The sequence below is a fragment of the Tahibacter aquaticus genome (genome assembly GCF_004363655.1).
Classification (GTDB): Bacteria; Pseudomonadota; Gammaproteobacteria; order Xanthomonadales; family Rhodanobacteraceae; genus Tahibacter; species Tahibacter aquaticus.
Window position 1 is genome coordinate 197,826 of sequence record NZ_SNZH01000004.1, and the last position, 19,135, is coordinate 216,960.

The 19,135-nt window shown below is 67.6% G+C and carries 21 protein-coding genes; 10 read left to right on the top strand and 11 right to left on the bottom strand.

All coding sequences use genetic code 11. The features are described 5' to 3' along the window. Position 1: 1 nt before the first annotated feature. Complete coding sequence (locus DFR29_RS08250; protein ID WP_166653958.1) at positions 2-640, bottom strand: response regulator; 639 nt, start codon at positions 638-640, stop codon at positions 2-4. 92 nt (positions 641-732) lie between these two features. Next, entirely contained in the window at positions 733-2,409 is a 1,677-nt protein-coding gene (locus tag DFR29_RS08255) for a GAF domain-containing protein (RefSeq protein ID WP_166653959.1), read from the bottom strand. 227 nt (positions 2,410-2,636) lie between these two features. Between DFR29_RS08255 and DFR29_RS08260 the strand changes: the two genes are divergently transcribed. Together DFR29_RS08260 and DFR29_RS08265 are read left to right on the top strand one after the other, a co-directional pair. Next, the gene (locus DFR29_RS08260) at positions 2,637-2,981 is read left to right on the top strand and encodes a hypothetical protein (RefSeq protein ID WP_133818109.1); all 345 of its coding nucleotides are present in this window, start codon (positions 2,637-2,639) and stop codon (positions 2,979-2,981) included. Between the two features lie 9 nt (positions 2,982-2,990). After that, positions 2,991-4,475, top strand: coding sequence for a transglutaminase-like domain-containing protein (locus DFR29_RS08265; RefSeq protein WP_133818110.1), 1,485 nt, complete (start codon positions 2,991-2,993; stop codon positions 4,473-4,475). Here the strand turns inward: DFR29_RS08265 and DFR29_RS08270 are convergent. Together DFR29_RS08270 and DFR29_RS08275 are read right to left on the bottom strand one after the other, a co-directional pair. Continuing rightward, entirely contained in the window at positions 4,451-4,921 is a 471-nt protein-coding gene (locus DFR29_RS08270) for a GNAT family N-acetyltransferase (protein WP_133818111.1), read from the bottom strand. The two genes, DFR29_RS08265 and DFR29_RS08270, sit on opposite strands and share 25 nt — an antisense overlap. A gap of 77 nt (positions 4,922-4,998) precedes the next feature. After that, complete coding sequence (locus tag DFR29_RS08275) at positions 4,999-5,361, bottom strand: glycine zipper family protein (protein WP_133818112.1); 363 nt, start codon at positions 5,359-5,361, stop codon at positions 4,999-5,001. Positions 5,362-5,708: 347 nt separating this feature from the next. Here DFR29_RS08275 and DFR29_RS08280 point away from each other — a divergent pair, with 347 nt between their 5' ends. The 3 genes from DFR29_RS08280 (at position 5,709) to DFR29_RS08290 (ending at position 8,453) form a co-directional block, all read left to right on the top strand. Beyond that, positions 5,709-6,158 (top strand): hypothetical protein, encoded by a 450-nt coding sequence (locus DFR29_RS08280; protein WP_133818113.1) that lies wholly within the window; start codon positions 5,709-5,711, stop codon positions 6,156-6,158. Between the two features lie 90 nt (positions 6,159-6,248). Then, positions 6,249-7,667 carry a Dyp-type peroxidase gene (locus DFR29_RS08285; protein ID WP_133818114.1) on the top strand — a complete coding sequence of 473 codons (1,419 nt, stop codon included), beginning with the start codon at positions 6,249-6,251 and terminating at the stop codon, positions 7,665-7,667. Positions 7,668-7,880: 213 nt separating this feature from the next. Beyond that, positions 7,881-8,453 carry a hypothetical protein gene (locus DFR29_RS08290; protein ID WP_133818115.1) on the top strand — a complete coding sequence of 191 codons (573 nt, stop codon included), beginning with the start codon at positions 7,881-7,883 and terminating at the stop codon, positions 8,451-8,453. Between the two features lie 84 nt (positions 8,454-8,537). On the opposite strand, the gene DFR29_RS08295 is transcribed toward DFR29_RS08290, so the two are convergent. The 3 genes from DFR29_RS08295 to DFR29_RS08305 form a co-directional block, all read right to left on the bottom strand. After that, complete coding sequence (locus tag DFR29_RS08295; RefSeq protein ID WP_133818116.1) at positions 8,538-9,176, bottom strand: DUF3011 domain-containing protein; 639 nt, start codon at positions 9,174-9,176, stop codon at positions 8,538-8,540. 208 nt (positions 9,177-9,384) lie between these two features. Then, positions 9,385-10,323 carry a DedA family protein/thiosulfate sulfurtransferase GlpE gene (locus DFR29_RS08300; RefSeq protein ID WP_133818117.1) on the bottom strand — a complete coding sequence of 313 codons (939 nt, stop codon included), beginning with the start codon at positions 10,321-10,323 and terminating at the stop codon, positions 9,385-9,387. Positions 10,324-10,653: 330 nt separating this feature from the next. Then, positions 10,654-11,874, bottom strand: coding sequence for a M24 family metallopeptidase (locus DFR29_RS08305; protein WP_133818118.1), 1,221 nt, complete (start codon positions 11,872-11,874; stop codon positions 10,654-10,656). Between the two features lie 168 nt (positions 11,875-12,042). On the opposite strand from DFR29_RS08305, the gene DFR29_RS08310 reads away from it, so the two are divergent. Then, on the top strand, positions 12,043-12,609 hold the full coding sequence (locus DFR29_RS08310; protein ID WP_133818119.1) for a helix-turn-helix domain-containing protein: 567 nt from the start codon (positions 12,043-12,045) through the stop codon (positions 12,607-12,609). Between the two features lie 51 nt (positions 12,610-12,660). After that, positions 12,661-13,335 (top strand): potassium channel family protein, encoded by a 675-nt coding sequence (locus DFR29_RS08315; RefSeq protein ID WP_133818120.1) that lies wholly within the window; start codon positions 12,661-12,663, stop codon positions 13,333-13,335. Positions 13,336-13,510: 175 nt separating this feature from the next. Here the strand turns inward: DFR29_RS08315 and DFR29_RS29065 are convergent, their stop codons facing one another. Beyond that, positions 13,511-14,092, bottom strand: a complete 582-nt coding sequence (locus DFR29_RS29065) for a hypothetical protein (RefSeq protein WP_166653960.1) — start codon at positions 14,090-14,092, stop codon at positions 13,511-13,513. Between the two features lie 201 nt (positions 14,093-14,293). Between DFR29_RS29065 and DFR29_RS08325 the strand changes: the two genes are divergently transcribed. Both DFR29_RS08325 and DFR29_RS08330 read left to right on the top strand, forming a co-directional pair. Continuing rightward, a complete protein-coding gene (locus DFR29_RS08325) occupies positions 14,294-15,397 on the top strand; it encodes a serine hydrolase domain-containing protein (protein WP_166653961.1) in 1,104 nt (367 codons plus the stop codon). Between the two features lie 58 nt (positions 15,398-15,455). Next, complete coding sequence (locus tag DFR29_RS08330) at positions 15,456-15,926, top strand: SRPBCC family protein (RefSeq protein WP_133818123.1); 471 nt, start codon at positions 15,456-15,458, stop codon at positions 15,924-15,926. 22 nt (positions 15,927-15,948) lie between these two features. On the opposite strand, the gene DFR29_RS08335 is transcribed toward DFR29_RS08330, so the two are convergent. Continuing rightward, positions 15,949-16,347 (bottom strand): hypothetical protein, encoded by a 399-nt coding sequence (locus DFR29_RS08335; protein ID WP_133818124.1) that lies wholly within the window; start codon positions 16,345-16,347, stop codon positions 15,949-15,951. A 96-nt stretch (positions 16,348-16,443) separates the two neighbouring features. Next, positions 16,444-17,199 (bottom strand): hypothetical protein, encoded by a 756-nt coding sequence (locus tag DFR29_RS08340; RefSeq protein WP_133818125.1) that lies wholly within the window; start codon positions 17,197-17,199, stop codon positions 16,444-16,446. A 302-nt stretch (positions 17,200-17,501) separates the two neighbouring features. Here DFR29_RS08340 and DFR29_RS08345 point away from each other — a divergent pair, with 302 nt between their 5' ends. Continuing rightward, positions 17,502-18,173, top strand: a complete 672-nt coding sequence (locus tag DFR29_RS08345; protein ID WP_166653979.1) for a class I SAM-dependent methyltransferase — start codon at positions 17,502-17,504, stop codon at positions 18,171-18,173. Positions 18,174-18,191: 18 nt separating this feature from the next. On the opposite strand, the gene DFR29_RS08350 is transcribed toward DFR29_RS08345, so the two are convergent. Then, a complete protein-coding gene (locus DFR29_RS08350) occupies positions 18,192-18,968 on the bottom strand; it encodes a polysaccharide deacetylase family protein (RefSeq protein WP_243745992.1) in 777 nt (258 codons plus the stop codon). Between the last annotated feature and the right edge of the window lie 167 nt (positions 18,969-19,135).

Sequence of the window (19,135 nt, forward strand, 5' to 3'; positions counted from 1 at the left end):
TCTAAGGCTGCACCAGCCCCTTGCGCACCGCATACATCGCGGCCTGGGTGCGGTCGGCGATGCCGATCTTCTGCAGGATCTGGCTCACATAACCCTTGACCGTGCCCTCGGTCAGCGACAGCTGGCGCGCAATCGCCTTGTTGCTCAGCCCTTGGGCAATGAGCTGCAGCACCGAGTGCTCGCGCGCTGTCAGCGCGATGGCTGCGTCGGCCGGACCGCGCAGCCGCGCCACCAGTTGCCGCTGCACCGTCGTATCCAGCCAAGGCAACCCGCTCGCCACCTGGCGCACGGCAGCAACCAGATCGCTGCTCAGCGCGTCCTTGAGCAAATAACCAGTGGCACCGGCAGCCAGTACGTCACGCACCAGGCTGTCTTCGGCAAAGCTGGTGAACACGAGTATTTCCAGCGCCGGCCAGGCGCTGCGCAACGCGCGGATAGCCTGCACCGGATCGCCGCCCGGCATTTTCAGATCCAGCACCGCAACGCCTGGCCTGAGCGCGGCCACGGCGGCGATGGCGTCGCGCGCATTGGCAAAATCGGCGACCACGCGCAGGCCGTCCTCGTCCTCCAGCACCGCGCGCAATCCTTCGCGCACAACGGCGTGATCGTCGATCAGGATGATGTCCAGCGTCTCGCTCATACGTCCCCCTGCAGACCTGCCAAGCTGCGGCTGCGTCGCCGGCATACAACGATACAAGGCGACAAATCGGACACCTGTCTCACCAGCAGCACCTACGGCGGTGGCCTGTCCCTGCGCGGCAGGCGTATGCATACCCGCGTACCGCGGGGCCGGCGCGGCCCTATGCGCACGTCGCCGGCCAGAGCCTCGGCACGTTCGCGCATGCTGCGGAAACCCATGCCCGGCGCAGCCGCGGCCGCCAGACCGATGCCGTCGTCCGCGACACTCAGCTCGCAATAGGCGTCGCGCACTGCCGCCACAATCCACAGACGCTTGCCGCGGGAATGGCGGATCGCGTTGGACACTGCCTCCTGGCAGCAGCGCAGCAGCACGGCTTCGGCTTCGATCTGCTGCGCCGCGTACTGGGCGAAATCCAGGCGCAGGCGCATACCCTCCGGCACCATAGCCTTGAGCAGCTGCTTCACTGCGCCGGGCAAGTCGTGTTCGCGCAGCTGCTCCACGCAGATCACCGCACGGCCGCGGCGCGAACGCGCCGGCGCCGACGGCGGCTGCAGCTCGCGCAACAGATTGCGCATTTCCCCATGTGCAGTACGCGCCAGTTGATGCAGACGCTCCACCCGGCGCCGCCCCTCGGCCGGATCGCGCTGCCAGGCGGCGGACAAGGTCTGCGTCAGCAGGCCGATGGCCGACAGCACCTGGGTCACGTTATCGTGCAGCTCGCGGCCGAGATTCTGCCGCTCGCGCACTATCGCGATCTCGCGCGATGCACTGGCCAGGCGCAGGTTGCGCACGGCCATGGCGAGAAAATCCGCCACGATCTCCAGGCTGCTCACATCCAGTTCGTCGAAGCGGCTGGAGCCTTCCACATTCAGCACGCCGATGACTTCCTCGCCTACGCGCAGCGGCACGGCCAGTTCGGCCTGCGGCACGCGCAGGCCCGGCGGCGTGATATAGCGCGGATCGGCGGCCACGTCGTTGACCAGCTGCGTGCGTTGTTCGCGCACCGCTGCGCCCATGATGCCGCGGGCGACCGGTATGCGGTCTTCCCCCTGGATCTGCTGTTTGTAGTTCCCACCGCGCGTGCGGACCACCAGCACCTCAGGCTGCTTTTCGTCGCGTAGCGGAATATCCACGTTCTCGAAGCCGAGCAGTTCGTGGATAGCATCGGCGCTGCGCTGCAGCAGCGTATCGACATCGGCTTCGGCCTGGATGATCGCGGCGACACTGGCGATAAGGCGAAAGCGGTCGGTGCGGCGGCGTTCGTCCTCGTAGCGTCGCGCATTCGCGATCGCGATCGCTGCATGCCGGGCAAACAGTTCCAGAGCGGCAACATCGTCGCGCCGGAAACGTCGCGGCGGCGCCGCGCCGATGCCGAAGAAACCAATCAACTCGCCGGCCCAGCGGATCGGAATGCCGGCGACCTGGTTGTCGGCAAGCTCCGGCAAGGTGAGCGTGGCCAGATCGCCGTAGCGCAACAATGCAGCCTGCCCCGTCGCCAGCACATGCCCGGCCAGGCCGACACCGCGGCGCATGAGCGCCCCCAGTTCGCCTTCAGGCATGCAATAGACCGCTACCGTGCGTATCCCGTCGTGCTCGGCCTCGTACAGGCCGATGGTGCCGTCGTCTGCGCCAATCAGCTGGCAGGCGCCGGCAACGATGCGCGTCAGCAGCGGCTGCAGGGCCAGCTCGGAAGAAATGTCTTCCACCAGCCGCCAGAGCAGATTCAGCTGGCGCGACTGTCCGCGTAGATCGGCGTGCAGCAAGGTCATGCGACGAACCCGCAGTGGTTGGCGTCTGAACAAACGGACGATCGCTGCGGCGGTCGGCACGCGATCGCTGCAGGCGTACGCACATAGTACGCCGCTTGCGCCGGCTGCCGGCCTGCAAGAAACCAGTCTTCGTCCACAGCACCCCGCGCCGGCACCGCCGGCAATTCCCAGCGACCGTCCGCACGGCCGCATTTGGCAAGTGTTGCCGAAAATCAGGAGAAAGATCCATGTATACATCGCGCCAATCGTCCGCATTCTGCGCTGCCACGCGGGCATCCGCCTGCGTCCTCGTCGCCCTGGCCGTGCTGGCTTTCCCCGCCGGCGCCGCCCAGGCACAATCGCCGCAGCCGCAGGCCAAGGCGGAACGCAGCCAGACCGGCTCGCGCATCGTGCGCAAAACCGAAAACAGCGCAGAGCCCACGCAACTGATGGAAACCGTCACTGTCGGTTCGGTGCGCAATGCACGCGAAGCACAGCTGGAGCGCCGCGCCGCCGACACCGACACGCACATTCCGGCACTGCCGCAGCGCGCCGGCGATGCCTTTCTCGATGACGATGCCGCTTCCAACTGAGGAGTGCGCATGAACTGGCGTTTTTTCGCCATGCTCGTGCTGGCGATGCCGGCGGCGTTCGCGCCGGCGGCATCGGCCCAGACGTTCGATGGCCGCATCGAGCACGAAGGCCGCCGCCACGGCAGCGTGGAATTCGAACGGCGCAGTACGCGCGACGGCATACAGACGCGCGAAACCGCACGCATCGCCATCGCTACCGGCAGCGCGCGCGAATGGATGAACTTCGAGACGCGCAGTGCCGAAAGCAGCGACGGCAAACCACTGCGCCAGTCACTGCGCATCCAGGCCGGTGCGGCACCGCGCGAAGCCAGTGCCCAGATCGGCGCGAACGGCATACAACTGCTGGTTCGCCACGGCGAACGCCGCCAGCAGCTGCAGCTGCCGTTGCCGCCACAATTGCTGCTCGATGCCGGTCTGCAACGGCGTATCGCTGCGCAGGCGCCACAACACGCCTGGTCGTTCGAGTACGACGAACTCGACCTGTTCGCCGCACGCTTGCGCCAGGTACGCCTGAGCAGCGACGGCGACGTACGCGACGGCGTGTTGCAACTGCGTCAGGAATACCTCGGCGACGACGGAACGCCGCCGCGCATACGGCCCTGGAGCGTGGCCGAAGCGCATTTTCTGCCGCGCTGGACCATCGCCGGCAGCGAATTCGCCAGCCGCACCTGCGACGCAGCCTGCGAGCGCGAAGCGATCGAAGACTACCCGCTGCTGGATACGCTGGCCCTGGCCGCGCCATTCCGTATTCCGTCGCTGGCGCGGCGCAAAATCTTGCGCTATGTGTTCGAATCCAGCGACGCCGATGCAGCAGCCCTGCCGGCCACAGGCGAACAGCGCGTCGTGCAGCGCGGCAATCGCAGCATTGTCACGGTCTGCGCCGATTGCGGCAGCGAAGCACCGCCGACCGCCGGGGAACTGGCGAACTACCGCAGCGCCAACGCCTGGGTGCAAAGCGATCACGCACAGCTGCGCAGCCTGGCGCGTTCCGCACGCGCCAGCGGCAGTGTGCGCGGACGCATGCACAAACTGGTGCAATTGGTACAAGTACATATGAACGGCGACCGCCAGACCATGGGCTATGCCAGCGCCCTGCAGGCCGCCGACAGTCGCGCCGGCGACTGCACTGAATTCGCCGTGCTGCTGGCCGCGCTGGCCCGGGCCAACGGCATAGCCACGCGCGTCGTGGCCGGGCTGACCTATTCCAGCCGTTTCACCGGTCTGCAGCACGTATTCAGTCCACATGCCTGGGTACAGGCCTGGGACGGCCAGCGCTGGATCAGCTATGACGCCGGCCTGGGCGACTTCGACTCCACCCATATCGTGCTCGCCATCGGCGACGGCTCGCCGCAGGACTATGCCGGCGTACTCAATCGCGTACGCCGCCTGCGTCTGGTCGATGCGGCACAGATCGAACCACTGGCGCGGTCAAGCGCCCTGCACACCACCGCCGCAGCAACCGCGCCGGCCTACCCCAGCTCCAGCGCGAAATAGACCGTGCCCGGCACGGGATTGTGGCCATAGGCGGAAATTTCCCGGAACCCCAGCGCACGATACAGGCTCTGTGCGGCACGCATGGACGGCAAGGTGTCGAGCAGCAGGCGCCGGTAGCCCAGTTCCCGGGCGCGGACCACGACGGCCTCGACCAGATGCCGCCCCACACCGCGCCCCTGTGCGGCCGGCAGCACGTACAGGCGCTTCAGCTCAGCAACACCGGCCGCATGGCGGCGCAGGCCGACGCAACCGAGGCTGGCGCCATTCTCCCGGGCCAGCAGAAAAGTCCCGCGTGGCGGCGCGTAGTCCTGCGCCAGGCGTTCCAGTTCGCGGGAAAAATTCTGCAAGGCCAGGTCTACATCGAGCGAGGCCGCGTAGGCCTCGACCAGCAGCCGCGCCTGTGACCAGTCGGCCGCCGTCTGCGGCTGCTCCACTGCTATCGCCATTGCTCCTCTGCCCCCCACACTGCGCAAGCGCCGCCAGACTCGCGATGGCGGCGTCCAAGCATAGCGGAGCTGCTGCTTCAGTCGGCAATGACGTTGTAGCCGCGCCCGTGCATGCATCGACCGACAATGGCACGCTGCTCCAGGCTGCCGTCCACGCCTTCGCCGATACCGCCGGTGGTTGCGCCCCAGGCCGCCACATGGGCGACATCGCGCCCGCGCAAACCCACCGCCAGGCCGAACAAGGTGCCGAGCAGAGCACCTGCCGTGGCGCCGGCCACAGCCCGAGCCGCCGCCGGGCGCTGCGCGGCCAGGTGCTGGCAATCGGCCAGATCGTCTTCGTAGTAGCCGCGACTGACGCCGCTGTCGACCACAGGCCGGTAGTTGACCGGCGCACAGCCGGCACAGACGAGCAAGGCAACGGGCAGTAACAGAACTTTCATGGCAGACCCCCGAGTTACGAACGCGCAGATGCGCAAGCCACCTGACGCGGCGGCATGGCCGCCCACGCCGCCCATGCTAACGCCGGCGCGCGCGCAAATCGAACGCGGCCGGCCCGCGCCTGGCCGCCGCCACGATGGCGCCGCACGGCGACCCGGCGCACGCCGCGCAAAAATGTCTGCATCTGCCTGCGAAGTTACTTCTCCCATTTACGCTATGTAGATTTGGATGCCGAAGACGAGCACCGATCGCCGCCCGCCGTCGCTACCGAGCCCGCACCTGTCAGCCATCGCCGCCGGCGCCATCGCGTCGGCGCACTTTCTCAACTCGTGGACAAATGGATACTCCAATGGCCAGCCCGCTCACTCTCTTGATGCCCGTGATTCCCGGCACCAGCCCCGAAGCCATCGCCGCCACCCTGGCCCAGTACCAACCAGTACTGGACGCAGCCCTCACCTCCATAGGCACAGTGCACTATGCCCGCACCCTGCTGCTGGACGCCGCCACGCCCAACCTGCAGCCCGGCCTCGAGGCCAATGCCAAGTACGTCATCGCCGTCATCACCGAATACGACGGCTCTTTCGATGCGTATATCCAGGACTTCGTCTCCCAGGTCGGCACCGTGTTCGATGCGCTGCTGCAGTTCGTCGTCGGCGGTCCGGCGCTGATTCCAGTGGCCAACAACGTCGCCGCGTTCGAGGCCTTCATCACCGCCAACGATGCCTCGGAACACCAGCCCAATACCGGCTTGTACCAGGCCTATACCGCCACGGTGCAGCAGATTCTCGCCGCACTCTGACGCTTTGCAGCCAGCCTTGACGACGCGCGGCCCGCACTCTGCGGTGCCGCGCGTCCCTGTGTTTCCGACGCCAGCCTGCGGAGAAACGCCATGACCGATCCCGTTATCGACTACGCCGATGTGCAGGGCACGCTGCTGCGCGGCTACCGCGTCGACCTTGCCCGCCATTTCATCCTCAGCATCACCAACGCAGCCGCGATGGGCCAGTTCATCCTCGCCCTGGTCGAGGGCACGAACGGCCTGCCCAGCATCACCACGGCCAAGCGCTCGCTGCCGCACCGCGACGTCTTCGTCAATCTCAGCTTCACCTGCACCGGCCTCGCCGCACTCGGCGTCGCCGCTGGCGACCTGACTACCTTCGACGCCGCCTTCCAGCGCGGCGCCACCAGCACAACCACGGCCGGCATCGTCGGCGACACCGGCAGCAGCGCACCGGCCAACTGGATCGGCGGCATGAGCAACGGCAGCCAGGTACATGCGGTGCTGAGCCTGTGGGTCGATGCCGACCCGGCCCAGCTCGAATCGGTCTCCGCCCAGCTGCGCGCGGCGTTTGCCGGTGCCTGCACCGAGCTTTCCGCCCAGGACGCCGAAGCCCTGCCCGACAACCACGTGCATTTCGGCTACCGCGACAATATCGCCCAGCCCACGGTCATCGGCGCACCGCCGACCAAGCGCTCGGTACCCGACGACCAGCCAGCGGTAAAGACCGGCGAATTCCTGCTCGGCTATGCCAACGAAAGCGGCGGCACCTACCAGGTAACCCCCGCGGCACTGAGCACCAACAGCAGCTACGCGGCATTCCGCCTGCTGCAGCAGGACGTCGCCGGCTTCGAGACCTTCCTGCAGCAGTATTCGGCCAAGGCCGGCATCGACGTGGAAACCCTGGCGGCGAAAGTCTGCGGACGCTGGCGCAACGGCAATCCGCTGGAACTGTTCCCCGATGGGCCGGGCACGGTGCTGCCGTCGTCACAATTAAACAATTTTAACTATGTCAACACTGCCGACCCCGGCCAGGACGACACGCTGGGCATCAAATGTCCCATCGGCTCGCATATCCGGCGCAACAACCCGCGCAACGGCGCCGTCGTCGGCACCGACAGCACGCACCATCGCATCGTGCGCCGCGCCATGCCCTACGGCCCCGTCTACGACCCGGCCAAACCCGACGACACGCCGCGCGGCCTGGTCGGATTCTTCATCAACGCCAGCCTGACCAACCAGTTCGAATTCCTCACCAGCCAGTGGAACAACCTGTCCGACTTCGTCAAATCGGCCACCGGCCCCGGCGGCTCGGCCGACGGCAATGCGGTCTACAACATCAGCGGGCAGGACGTATTCCTCGGTACCAACGATCCGGCCAGCAGTTCCTTCACGCTGGCCGCCATCGGCTCCAAAGGCAGCAACAACACCACCATCACGGGCTTCGACCGTATGATCGTCACGCGCGGCAGCATCTACTGCTTCTTTCCAGGCATAGGCGGCCTGCGCTATCTGGCCGGCCTGAACTGAAACGCGTATTGATCCGGGTCGCGCCATGGCAGTTCTGCGCCAGGGCGGCGTATGTGCAGATCGGATGCGGCAAGCGCCGCATCCGATCTTCGGCCGCCTACGGATCGCCCTATGCAACGTCTTTCTGCGGGCCAGCACTGTGCTTGCGCCCCGTCAACGATGTCGACAGACGTGACGATGCGGACTTTTCCCTTTATTCAAAGGAATACCCGCATGACTCCGTCGACCGTCCCGCGCCTGGTCCTCGCCGTTCTCGCCTTCGCCCTGTGCGCCTGCAGCAGCGGCAACAGCACCGGCGGCGCTGCACCGGCCAGCCCCGCCGCCACGGCAGCAGCCCCGGCAGCCACGTCCGCCAAACCTGCCGAGCAGGGACGTCCGCAATTGCGCATGACCATCGGCGGCCAGCCCTGGCAGGCGGATCGCGAATTCTTTGCCGCCTTCCATCCCACCGGCTATGACCGCGCCGTGCTGATGGCCGCCTCGCTGGGCCCCAAGGACAAGAACGAGCAGGCCTTCAATCTCAACCTGTTCGGCGTGGCCGGCCCGGGCAACTACGTCGCCAGCGGCAACACCCTGAGCCTCAAGGGCATCAGCAGCAGCGCGATCCAGCTCGCCAACCTCGACCCATCGCGGTATCTGATCGGCGGGCCTTTCGGCTATACGGTCGACATCCAGCTGTTGCAGGCTGATGCGCACACGGTCGAGGCGAAATTCCACGGCAGCATGGGCGCCAGCGACGGCAGCACGCTGCAGATCAGCGACGGATATTTCTTCTATCGGCAGTAAGCCGCGGCGCTGTCTGCGCAGCTCGCCGAACGCTTGCGGCGTGTTGCGGCGCGAGGCTTGATTGCGCCTCGCGCCCTGCATGCTTCAGCGATAGTCGCGCGAATCGTGCCGGCCGACCTCGGTGGCAAAGACGCCGCGGCAACCACTCCTGACCCAGATGCTGCGCCGGCCGGTGCCCCAGCTACGGCCCTCGACGCAGGCGGCATTGCTCAGCTGCCGCACGAGGCGCACTTCGCCCCGCGTATCGATGGGACATTCGACCTGGCGGTTGTCGCGGGATTCGCAGGTCACTTCGACCGTATCGCCGCCGTCGCGATAGCCATCGTCGTCGCGGCCGTCATGATCGTCACGCCGGTCTTCGCGGGCATCAATATAGCCGCCATTGTGGCCGCCCCGGTCGTCGCGGCCGCCCCTGTCGTCGCGACCATCCCGGCCGCGGTCGTCGTCCCAGTTGCTGCCCCTGGCCTCGACCCGGCCGTCGGTCTCGAATATCGCGCGGCAACCGTCCTTCACCCAGACGCCGCGCCGCGACTGGCCCCAGCTGTCGCCTTCCACGCAAGGCGAGCGGCTGATCTGCCGCACCAGCCGCACGTCGCCGCGCGTATCCAGCCGGCATTCCACCTGCTTGCCGCCATTGGACTCGCAGGTCACCTGGTCCGCCGCGGCCAGCGCCGGGCACAGCAACACCACGGCCATGGCCGTCCAACGGATAAATCGGTTCATCGTTGCGCTCCCCGGCTGCCGATGCAGCCCCAAGCGGGCAGGGTGCCGATGCGCCGCAGCCAAGTCAACGGACGCTGCAACACGGCCAAGCAAGCTACATTTGGAACAAATAGCATTGCCAGCAGCGACTGCCACAGGCTGGTTGCTCGCCGCGGCGACGGTGCAATTCGCGCGGCTTGTCGCAGCCAGCGGCAACGCGGTGGCCGCGCTATCCGGCAGGGCTCGCGGCGGGGGCATTCTCCTGGCGAAACGCGATCCAGCCGTCGACGCCGTCCTGCAGCGGCCGCACCCGGCGAAAGCCCTTGCGCATCAGCTTGCGCGCCACCAGCGCGGCCGAGGCTTCGTTCGGACAGGCGCAATACACCACCACCTCGCGGTCGGCAGGTACCGGCGGCATGTCCTGCGCGTCCAGGTCGACGGCCACGGCGCCGGGAATGCCGGCTTCGCGTTCGCGCTGCAGCGCCGGGCGCACATCCAGGATCAGCGGGGGCGTGCCCGCGTCGATGAGTGCCGCCAGCTGCGCCACGCTGATGCGGTCCATGCGCAACTGGCGCAGCAGCAGGCGCCGCTTCCACCAGCGCGTCAGCACATAGACCGCGACCAGGGCAGCCACCAGCACACCGCCCCAGCGGCCCAGGCTGGCCAAGGTATCCAGCACCTGGTCGATCGCGTCGCGGAACAGCACGCCGAGCACGACGGCGACGCCGGCCCAGAGACTGGCGCCGATCAGGTCATAGGCGACGAAGGTGAGCAGCCGGGTCTGCGTCGCACCGGCCAGCGCAGTGGCGAGCGAGGCGAAACCCGGTACGAACTTGGCAAAGCTCAGCGACGGCGGACCGTAGCGCGTATACAGCGACTGGGTCTGGCGCACGCAGGAATCCGGCGACAGCGACAGGCGGCACAAGGTACCCAGCACGCGCGAGCCATAGTGGCGGCCGGCCGCATACCAGGCCAGGTCGGCAATCAGCGCGGCAATCGCCGCCACCGCCAGCACCTTGAGCGGCCCGCCGACCGTCGCTGCGCTCAAGGCAGCGGCGACCAGCAGCACCGGATAGGCCGGCAGCGGAATGCCGGCCTGCTCCAGCAGCACGCAGAGGAATACCAGCGGCAGACCGTGAAGTTCGATCAGGGCGATGAAGCTGCGCACGTCCGGCCTGCGGCGATGGCGAGTCCAGCCGCGAATGTACCGAAGAAAGGGCCGCGCCAGTATCCGCTGCGTGGCTCCTCTACCCAGCGGCCTGCCGCCACCGCTACGCCGGCAAAGCGCGCGGCAATCGTTCGCCGGTGACGCCTGTACTCGGCTGCCAATCGCACAGCCTCGCCAAGCCCTCGCGCCGCAAGGGCCTGGCGGCGCCTTTGGTGCACCAGGGTCGCAGTATCAAAAGCAAAACTTCAGCATCTTCCTGAATCCCCGCGGCGGAACTGTCGACTGTCCGCCCCAGCCGCCCCAGCCGCCCCAGCCGCCGCGCCGCAGCGCCTACGCCGCCAGCCCGAACGGATCGTCGATGGAATGCGCCGGCTGGGTGAACCAGCGCGGGCCGTGGTCCGTCATGTAGAAGTGGTCTTCGTGGCGTATGCCGAATTCGCCCGGCACGCAGATCATCGGCTCGTTGCTGAAGCACATGCCGGCGGCCAGCAGTGTCGTGTCGCCACCGACCAGGTAAGGCCATTCGTGGATGTCGAGGCCTATGCCATGGCCGGTGCGGTGCGGCAGGCCGGGCAAGGCATAGGCCGGCCCCAGGCCGTCGGCCTCCAGGCTGCGCCGTGCCGCGGCGTCGACGGCTTCGCAGGGCACGCCGATGCGCGCCGCGGCAAACGCCGCCGCCTGTGCGGTTTTTTCACTGTTCCATATTTCCCGCTGGCGCGCACTGGGCGTGCCGAATACGTACGAGCGCGTGATATCGGACATGTAGCCGTGTACCAGGCAGCCCGTATCGATCAGCACCATATCGTCGCGGCGCAGCGGATTGGGCTGGCGCACGCCGTGGGGAAACGCGCTGTCGGGACCGAACAGCACGATGCAGAAATACGAACCGGCCGCGCCGACCTTGCGGTGCGCCGCCTCGATGAAATCCTCGACCTCGGCCGCGCCGATGCCTTCGTACAGCATGCTCGCGGTGGCACGGTGCACAGCCAGGGTCATGTCGTGGGCACGCTGCATCAGGGCAATTTCCGCCGCCGACTTGTGCATGCGGCAGGCCGCGGTAACCGGCCGGGCATTGCGCAGTTCCAGTTCCGGCGCCAGCTGGCGCAAGGCATCGACGACGAAGAACGGCGTGCTCTCGCACAGCCCCAGCACCGCACCGGCCATGCCCAGGCCATGGCCGGCCAGGCGCTGCTGCAACAAGCGGTAAGGGCTCTCGTGCTCGTGCCAGGTATGTACGGCGCCGGGCAGCACCTGATAGTCGCGGATAGTGCCCTCTTCGAACGCCGGCGCGAGGTATTCCACCTCGCCCTGGGCCGGCACGATCGCGCCGACCAGGCGTTCGCTGCCACGCCAGACCAGGCCGGTGAAATAGCGCAGGCTGGTGCCTGCATGCAGATACAGCGCGGCCAGGCCCTGCTCGCGCATCAGCGCCTGGGCGCGGGCAATGCGGCTGCGGTATTCGTCCAGGCCTATGGGCTGGGCGCCCTGCAGCATGTCGCTCAGTCCCGCCAACGCCTGCTCGCGGCTGCTGCCGCCGATGCCGATTGCCATGATCTCGTTCCCTGTCTGGGCGCCGCCGCGCCGATGCGGGCAAAAATTACGCAGCACTTAAATTCGAGTCAAGCGGTTTTTAAGTACGGCTAAAAATATGGGCCAGAACTGGCCTTGCACCTACACTGAGCCGCGTCGCCGCCGGGAGCGGCAGGTCGAGGGAACGCCATGAGCACGGATCGAATCGGCGAACGCCTGCGCCGCTACCGCCGCGCGGCGCGCAAGACCCTGCTCGACGTCGCCAGCGAAGCCGGCCTTTCCGCGGGCTTCCTGTCCCAGGCCGAGCGCAACCTGTCCGGCGTGTCGCTGTCCTCGCTGGCGAATATCGCCAAGGCGCTGAATGTGCCGCTGCGCCTGCTGCTCGACCAGCCCGAGCAGCGCTCGGCCGACTCCCATGCCGGGCGCCGCCAGCGCTATTCCACCGTCGACCAGGGCCAGAGCTACGAACGCCTGTCCAGCAGTTTTCCCGGCAGCCAGATCAACGCGGTAAAAATGTGCCTGCCGGTCGGTTATGCCTCGGAAACCGTGTCCCACGACGGCGACGAATTCGTCTACGTGCTGAGTGGACGCGTGCGCTACCGCGTCGGCGGCGAGGAATACCTGCTCGAAGCCGGCGACTCGCTGCATTTCGACGGCCGCCAGAATCACGACCTGGCCAATGTCGGCGACATCGCCGTGGAAGTGGTCTCGGTCGGCACCCTGGCCCTGTTCGACGATGCGCCGCCGGCCTCGTAGCGCGGCGCCGTTACGTCTATCGTCCGCTTCCGCCCAACGACGCCCGAGCCCATGAGACCTCCGCGACTGCTGCGCCGCCATCCTTCCGCCCTGCTGCTGGCCGCGCAGCTGGCCAGCCTGATCCTTTACCCGCTGACCGATGCCAACGAAGACAGCCGCGTGCTGTTCGGCGTGATCGGCCTGGTGGCGGTATCGCTGTCGGTATGGGTGGTCGACCGCAGCCCGGCACGCACCTGGATCGCGCTGCTGCTCGGCGTACCGGCCGTGCTGGTGACCCTGACTGCGATCGTCCTGGGCAGCAATGCGCTGCTGGTCTATTCGGCCCTGCTCGAATCGGCGCTGTACTTCTATGCCGCGAGCAGCCTGATCGCCTACATGATGCGCGACCACCGCGTCACCACCGACGAATATTTTGCTGCCGGCGCAACCTTCACCTTGCTCGCCTGGGCCTTCGCCTATGCGTTCTTCGTCTGCCAGGCCTGGTATCCCGACAGCTTCACCGGCCTGCGCGCGCCGGCCGAACCGCGGCGCTGGATGGAATTGCTGTTCCTCAGCTTCACCACGCTGTCCGGCGTCGGCATCGGCGATGTGATTCCGCTGGGCATGCCGGCGCGAGCGCTGGTCATGCTCGAACAGTTCGCCGGCATCGGCTACATCACGGTGGTGGTGTCGCGCCTGATCGGCCTGGGCATGCTGCGCGCCGGCATCAGGCCCGGCGGCGAATAGGCCGCGCGCCGTGCAACCCAGGGCGCGACACAAGGCGCGATGAGCGCAGCGAATTGCGCCGCGAACTTTGGCAGCCTTGACAGAAAAATCGAACGCCACTCGCCAAGGCCATGGCCTCGCCACACGATCGTCGACAGGAAACAACCTCGCGGGCGGAGTTTGCCTGCGGCACGGCCTAGGCCATCTTTTCGACCACGATCATGTACGTCCCCAGCAGCACCATCAGGCAGAACAGCCCGCCCAGTACGATCCAGACAATATTGGCCCCGCTGAAATCGTCGTTGCTGCTGCCGGTAGGATCGTGGTCGGCATGGTTCGCCGCAATCTGCGCCGCGCGCAGCGGTATGCCCAGCGCCGGTATCAGCATCAGGCCGGCAATGTCGTACAGCGGCGATGAAAACTCGAAGAAGCCCGTGAGCCCGTTCGCTACATAGAGCACCACGTACAAGGTCGCCATGCCGCTGGCATTCCAGCTATGGCCGCAGCGTTCCTCCCGCAGCCGCCGCTCGATCTGGCCAAACAGCGAATGGGCGAAGAACAGGCTGAAAATACCGCGCCATACCGGCATGATCCTGAGCTTGCGCATGCGCTTCTGCTGGCTCCAGTGCGCATAGAACCAATAGATCGCGTACAGGCCCAGGGTGATCAGGTACAGCACCAGGAATTTGCGCTGCGAAACCACGTAGAAATACTGCGCGCGTACCTCGGGCTGGTCGTCGACGCGTGCTTCGGGCGGCTGGTAGTTGAAGTCGGTCATGGTCTCGGGCTGAACCTGGCAAGGGGGCGCCGTGCATTTGCCGATGGCAGAGACCTGCCACAGCGGTCAGGCAAGCCTAGCAGGCCGCAGGGCCACCGCCCTGTCAATATCGGCGCGGTACACGACAATACAGCATTGTATACAGCGTCAACCGGCCGCCGTATGCCGCGTTGTCTGGGCATCCCCTGCCGGAGTTCACCCATGCCACCGCTATCCTGCCGCCCAGCATTGCTGGCCCTTGCCTTGTCGCTGTGCAGCGGCGCCGCTGCCGCCTGCACCTTCGACGCCGTCGACGTACGCATGAACGAACTGCTGCAGAACGCCGGCCTCGACGGCGGCGCCGTACTGATCGGCCGTGCCGACGGCGTACTGCATGAGCGCTATTTCGGCAGCTATGACGCCAATACGACCATCGCCATCGCCTCGGCGACAAAGTGGCTATCGGCGATACGCATCGTGCAGCTGGCCGAGCGCGGCAGGCTCGATCTGGATGCGCCCGTGGCCGGGCTGCTGCCGCAGTTCACCGGCCTGAAAGGCAGCATGACCCTGCGCCAGATGTTCTCCCACAGCGCCGGCTATGGCGACGACGAAGACTCGCCGGTGCTGCGCACCAACCAGCCTTCGCTCGCCGCCGCAGTAGACAGCATCGCCTGCTGCATCGCATTTCCGTCGAACTGGACGCCGGGCAGCCAGTTCGCCTACGGCGGCATTTCCATGCATGTCGGCGGGCGTATGGCCGAAGTGGCCACGGGCCTGGACTGGCAGCAATCCTGGCGCGACGACATCGGCACGCCGCTGGGCATTGCCAGCATCGACTGGCAAGGCCTGGGCGCGACGGCGAACTACCGCATCAGCGGCAGCGGCCGCTCCACCCTGCGCGACTACGGCCGCGTGCTGCAGATGCTTGCCGGCGACGGCGTCGGCAACGGCCGGCGCATTCTCGGCAGCGCCGCGCTGCAGGCCCTGTACGCCGACCAGACCGCCACCCTGCCGGTTGCCTATGCGCCGCCCTCGGCGCCGGCCGAGGTGCACTACGGCCTCGGCAACTGGATAGATCCGCAAGCCGGCGCGGCCCTGCCGCTGCATTCCAGCCTGGGCGCGTTCGGCTTCTTTCCGTGGCTGGACCGGCAGCGCAAGCTGTACGGCGTCTTCATGCTGCGCGGCGGCACGGCCATCAACAGCCTAGCCTATCCGGAATACCGCCAGATGATCGACGACGCTCGCCAGGTGGTCGACAGCAGCGCCTGTACGCCAGAAATTGTGGAAGACTACATTCTGCGCGACGGCTTCGACAGCGGCGGCTGATTGGCGCCGGCCGCCGCAGGGCCTACCATCGCGGCGACTTCCGCAGCGGCGAAACCCGATGGGCATACGACTGGTGGCACGGCAGCGCTTCGCCGTACCGATAGCCGAAGTATTCGCGCTGTGTACCGACGCGCAGCGTTTTCCCGCCGTTTTTCCCGGCTACGGCCCGATACCGGCAATACGCCGCATCGTGCTGGACGGGCCGCTGGCCGTCGGCAGCCGGCGCCAGATCCACAACAGCGACGGTTCGATTCTCGACGAAACCATCCACGTACTGCAGCCACCGCTGCGGCATGCCTATCGCCTGAGCGGTTTCCGCGCGCCGTTCGCCTGGCTGGTGCGCCAGGGCGAGGCCGACTGGCAGCTGCAGCCCGACGGCGATGGCTGCAGCGTCGAATGGAGCTACCTGTTCGAGCCCGTCTCGGCGCTGGCCCGGCCCTTCGCCGGGCTGCTGCTGCGCGGGTTCATGCAGCCGGCCATGCAGCGCTGCCTCGGGTGCATGCAGCAGGCGCTTGCCGCGACGCGTTGAAATTCCGGTCCTGGTTTCAACCTCACTGTGCCTTGGCCGCCAGCGCCGCGACGCAGGCCACCAGCGGCGGTGGCATGCCCTTGAGGTTTTCCTGCAGCCAGCGGCGGATGGCCGCTTCGCCTTCGGGCAGGGCGAACTCGCCGATCGCATCGCGATAGCGCTCGCTGTGCGGGTCGCCGGCAAAAAACACGTAGCTGTTATCCGCATCGCGCGCGGCGATATGCAGCACCAGCCACGATTCGCTGCGCAACGCCTGCAGCAGCTTCACGCCGCGCAGCTGCAGCTGGCGCGCCACGACGGCGCCCAGGCCAGCCCTGTCCTCGTCGTTCAAACCGCGATCGACGCCGGCACAGGCATCGGCCGCCGCGCGCAGGGGCAGCACGGCGACAGCGGCAAACAGCAGCGCGGCAGCAGCATTCATGACCGTGTTCGTGCAGAAAACCGTTGGCCTGACGATGGCAGCAAAGCCTGCGCCTGCACAGCACCGTTGTGTGCAGCGCTTGCGCGTCGGCCGCCCTCAGCGCAGCAGCGCGACGATGGCCAGGCCCAGATGGAACCAGCCGATGCCCAGGCCGAAAAACAGCAGCAGCAACACGATCAGCTGGCTGCGCAGCGGGCCAAGCACCAGTTCCGCCAGATGCCCCGACACCTCGGCTACGGTGCGCTCGCGCACCTTGGCCAGGTCTACGCCACCGCCGCCCTGTTCGCTCTGCTCGGCGCGGTAGGCCGCCAGCAGGCAGGTCTCGACCTTGGCCGTGACCAGGCTGCGCACCTTGGCCACGACCCAGCCGAGCAGGCCGCCGGCCGGGCTGGCCTCGCTGCCGAGAAAGCGCTGCACGCCCTGCTTGATCGCCGCCTCGGCCTGGGCCAGCGGCAGGTTGTGCAGGCGCGCGCCCAGATGCTGGTCGACCAGCGCAACGACGCGGTCGACGATCTGCGCCACCAGTCCCCACTGCGCCTCCAGCGCCAGTGCAGCATGGGCGACGCCGCGATGCAGGCCATGTACGAAGAACAGGGCCGCGCCCAGCAGCGGCAGCAGCAACGGCACGGCGATGCGTGGGCCGGCGAACAGCTGGCCGGCGCTGCCCAACGTGAGCCAGGCCAGCAGCGCCGACAGCAGCACCGCCAGCAGGCCGGCGCCGAAGCCGGACAGGCCCCACAGCAGGGCACGCAGCGGCACATGCCGCACCACGCTCATCGCCGCGGTGCCGGCGCCCGCAAGCAAGTTCTCGCCCAGGCGCAGGGCGGACGCGGAATCGACACGTATCGGCATGGACCATCTCGGCAAGTGCACAGGCGCGGCAGCGGATTCTACGGCGCTGGCACTGATTGACGACGCAGCGCAACGCCGGGCGACAACGGCGGCAGCGCCGCGTCCGCGCGCAGGCCAGCGCGCAACCGCTATGATCAGCGGCCGATGCCTCTCCACCTGCAGGCCGGCAACCGCCCCGGCGCGGTGCCGATGCGCTGCCGCAAGGCCAACAATGCCCATGACTGCGTCGCCTGTCCGTGCCTGCTCCACCCGCTGCCGCCCCGCGCAGGCCAGGCATGGCCGCTAGCAGCGCCACGCCGTGCCTGACGCGGCCCGAGGCGACGGCCATCGCCCAGGCCTTCCTGCCCCCGAGCCGCTTCGGCAATCGCTACAACTACTATTACGTGCGCAGCAAGCTGGCCAGCGATCCGCTCTACGACGGCATTTGCGCCATGCTGCAGCACAGCCGGGCGCCGCTGCTGGACCTGGGCTGCGGCCTGGGCCTGCTCGCCCATGCCCTGCGCCAGAAAGGCATTGCCCTGCCCTATCGCGGCGTCGACAACGATGCCGGCAAGATCGCCAGCGCGCGCCAGGCAGCCGGGCGGCGCGCCCTGGACGCAGTGGAATTCGCCCACATCGACCTGGCCACGCAACTGCCCGACCACTGCGGCAGCGTGGCCCTGCTCGACGTGCTGCAATTCCTGCCGCCGGTGGCGCAATCGCGCCTGCTCGATGCGGCCATCGGCATGCTCGCTCCCGGTGCCGTGCTGCTGCTGCGCACCGGCCTGGACGACGGCAGCTGGCGCGCCCGCACCACCCGGGCCGTCGACCGCTTCTCGCGCTGGACACGCTGGATGAATGCCGGTCCGCGCCGCTATCCCGATCCCGACGACCTGCGCGCGCGCTTTGCCGCTGCCGGCCTGAGCGCGGAATTCTCGCCGCTGTTCGGCCGCACGCCGTTCAACAATTGGCGCATTGTGGCAAAACACGCTTAATCCACCGACGGGCAAAGCTCAGGGATTGCGCATGGCATGGCCCTGCCGGGCTATCTCCTGCAGCACCGCAGCGACAATGGCCACGCTGTTGCCGTGCGGCGCGCCTTCGTGCAGCAGCACGATCGCGCCAGGACGCAGGCCGCGCCGGATGCGCGCCACCACGCGCGCCGGGTCGGCTTCGCGCGCGTCGAAGCCGCGCGCGCTCCAGGCCACGCGGGCCAGGCCCAGCGGCTTCAGCGCCGCGGCCACGAAGGGATTGGCCATGCCGACCACGGCGCGGAACCAGCGCGGCGCACGCCCGCCGAGTTCGGCCAGCACCTGCTGCGCGCGGTCGATCTGCGCGCGCATCGCCGCCGGCGGCAAGGCCCAGAACCATTTCTCGGGATGACTGAAACTGTGATTGCCGACCTCGTGCCCGCGCGCCAGGATTTCCCGCAGCAATTGCGGCCGCGCCTGGGCGCGCTCGGCGACCAGAAAAAAGCACGCCTTGGCCTGATGGCGATCGAGCAGATCCAGCACCGCCAGCGTGTCGTCGGAAGGACCGTCGTCGATAGTCAGCCAGACCGCCGCCGTCGGCAGCCGCACCAGCACCGGACTGAACAAGCGCGACTGTGGCCATAGCGTGGCCCAGAACAGCAGCGCCTGGCCGCCCAGCAGCACGAGCAGTCCCCAGGCCCAGCCGGCGCCCCAGCACAGGCCCAGTCCAGCCAGCTGGCTGGCGCCAAACCCGTACAGCCAGGCGTGTGGATGGCGCGGCGGCCGGTGCACGGCAACGGTAGCGGATTCGGCATTCACCAGGATGCAGTTCCTGCGGGGCGGCGAGCGCATCCTACCGGAATCGCCGCGGCCGACGACCGGGCCGGGCGGTGGCATTTTCCACGATGGCGTTTTCTGTCCTGCCGCCGTCCTGTACCGGCATTTCGAGCGGCGCTGCCGCCGCGCAAGATGGGCTACCATCAACC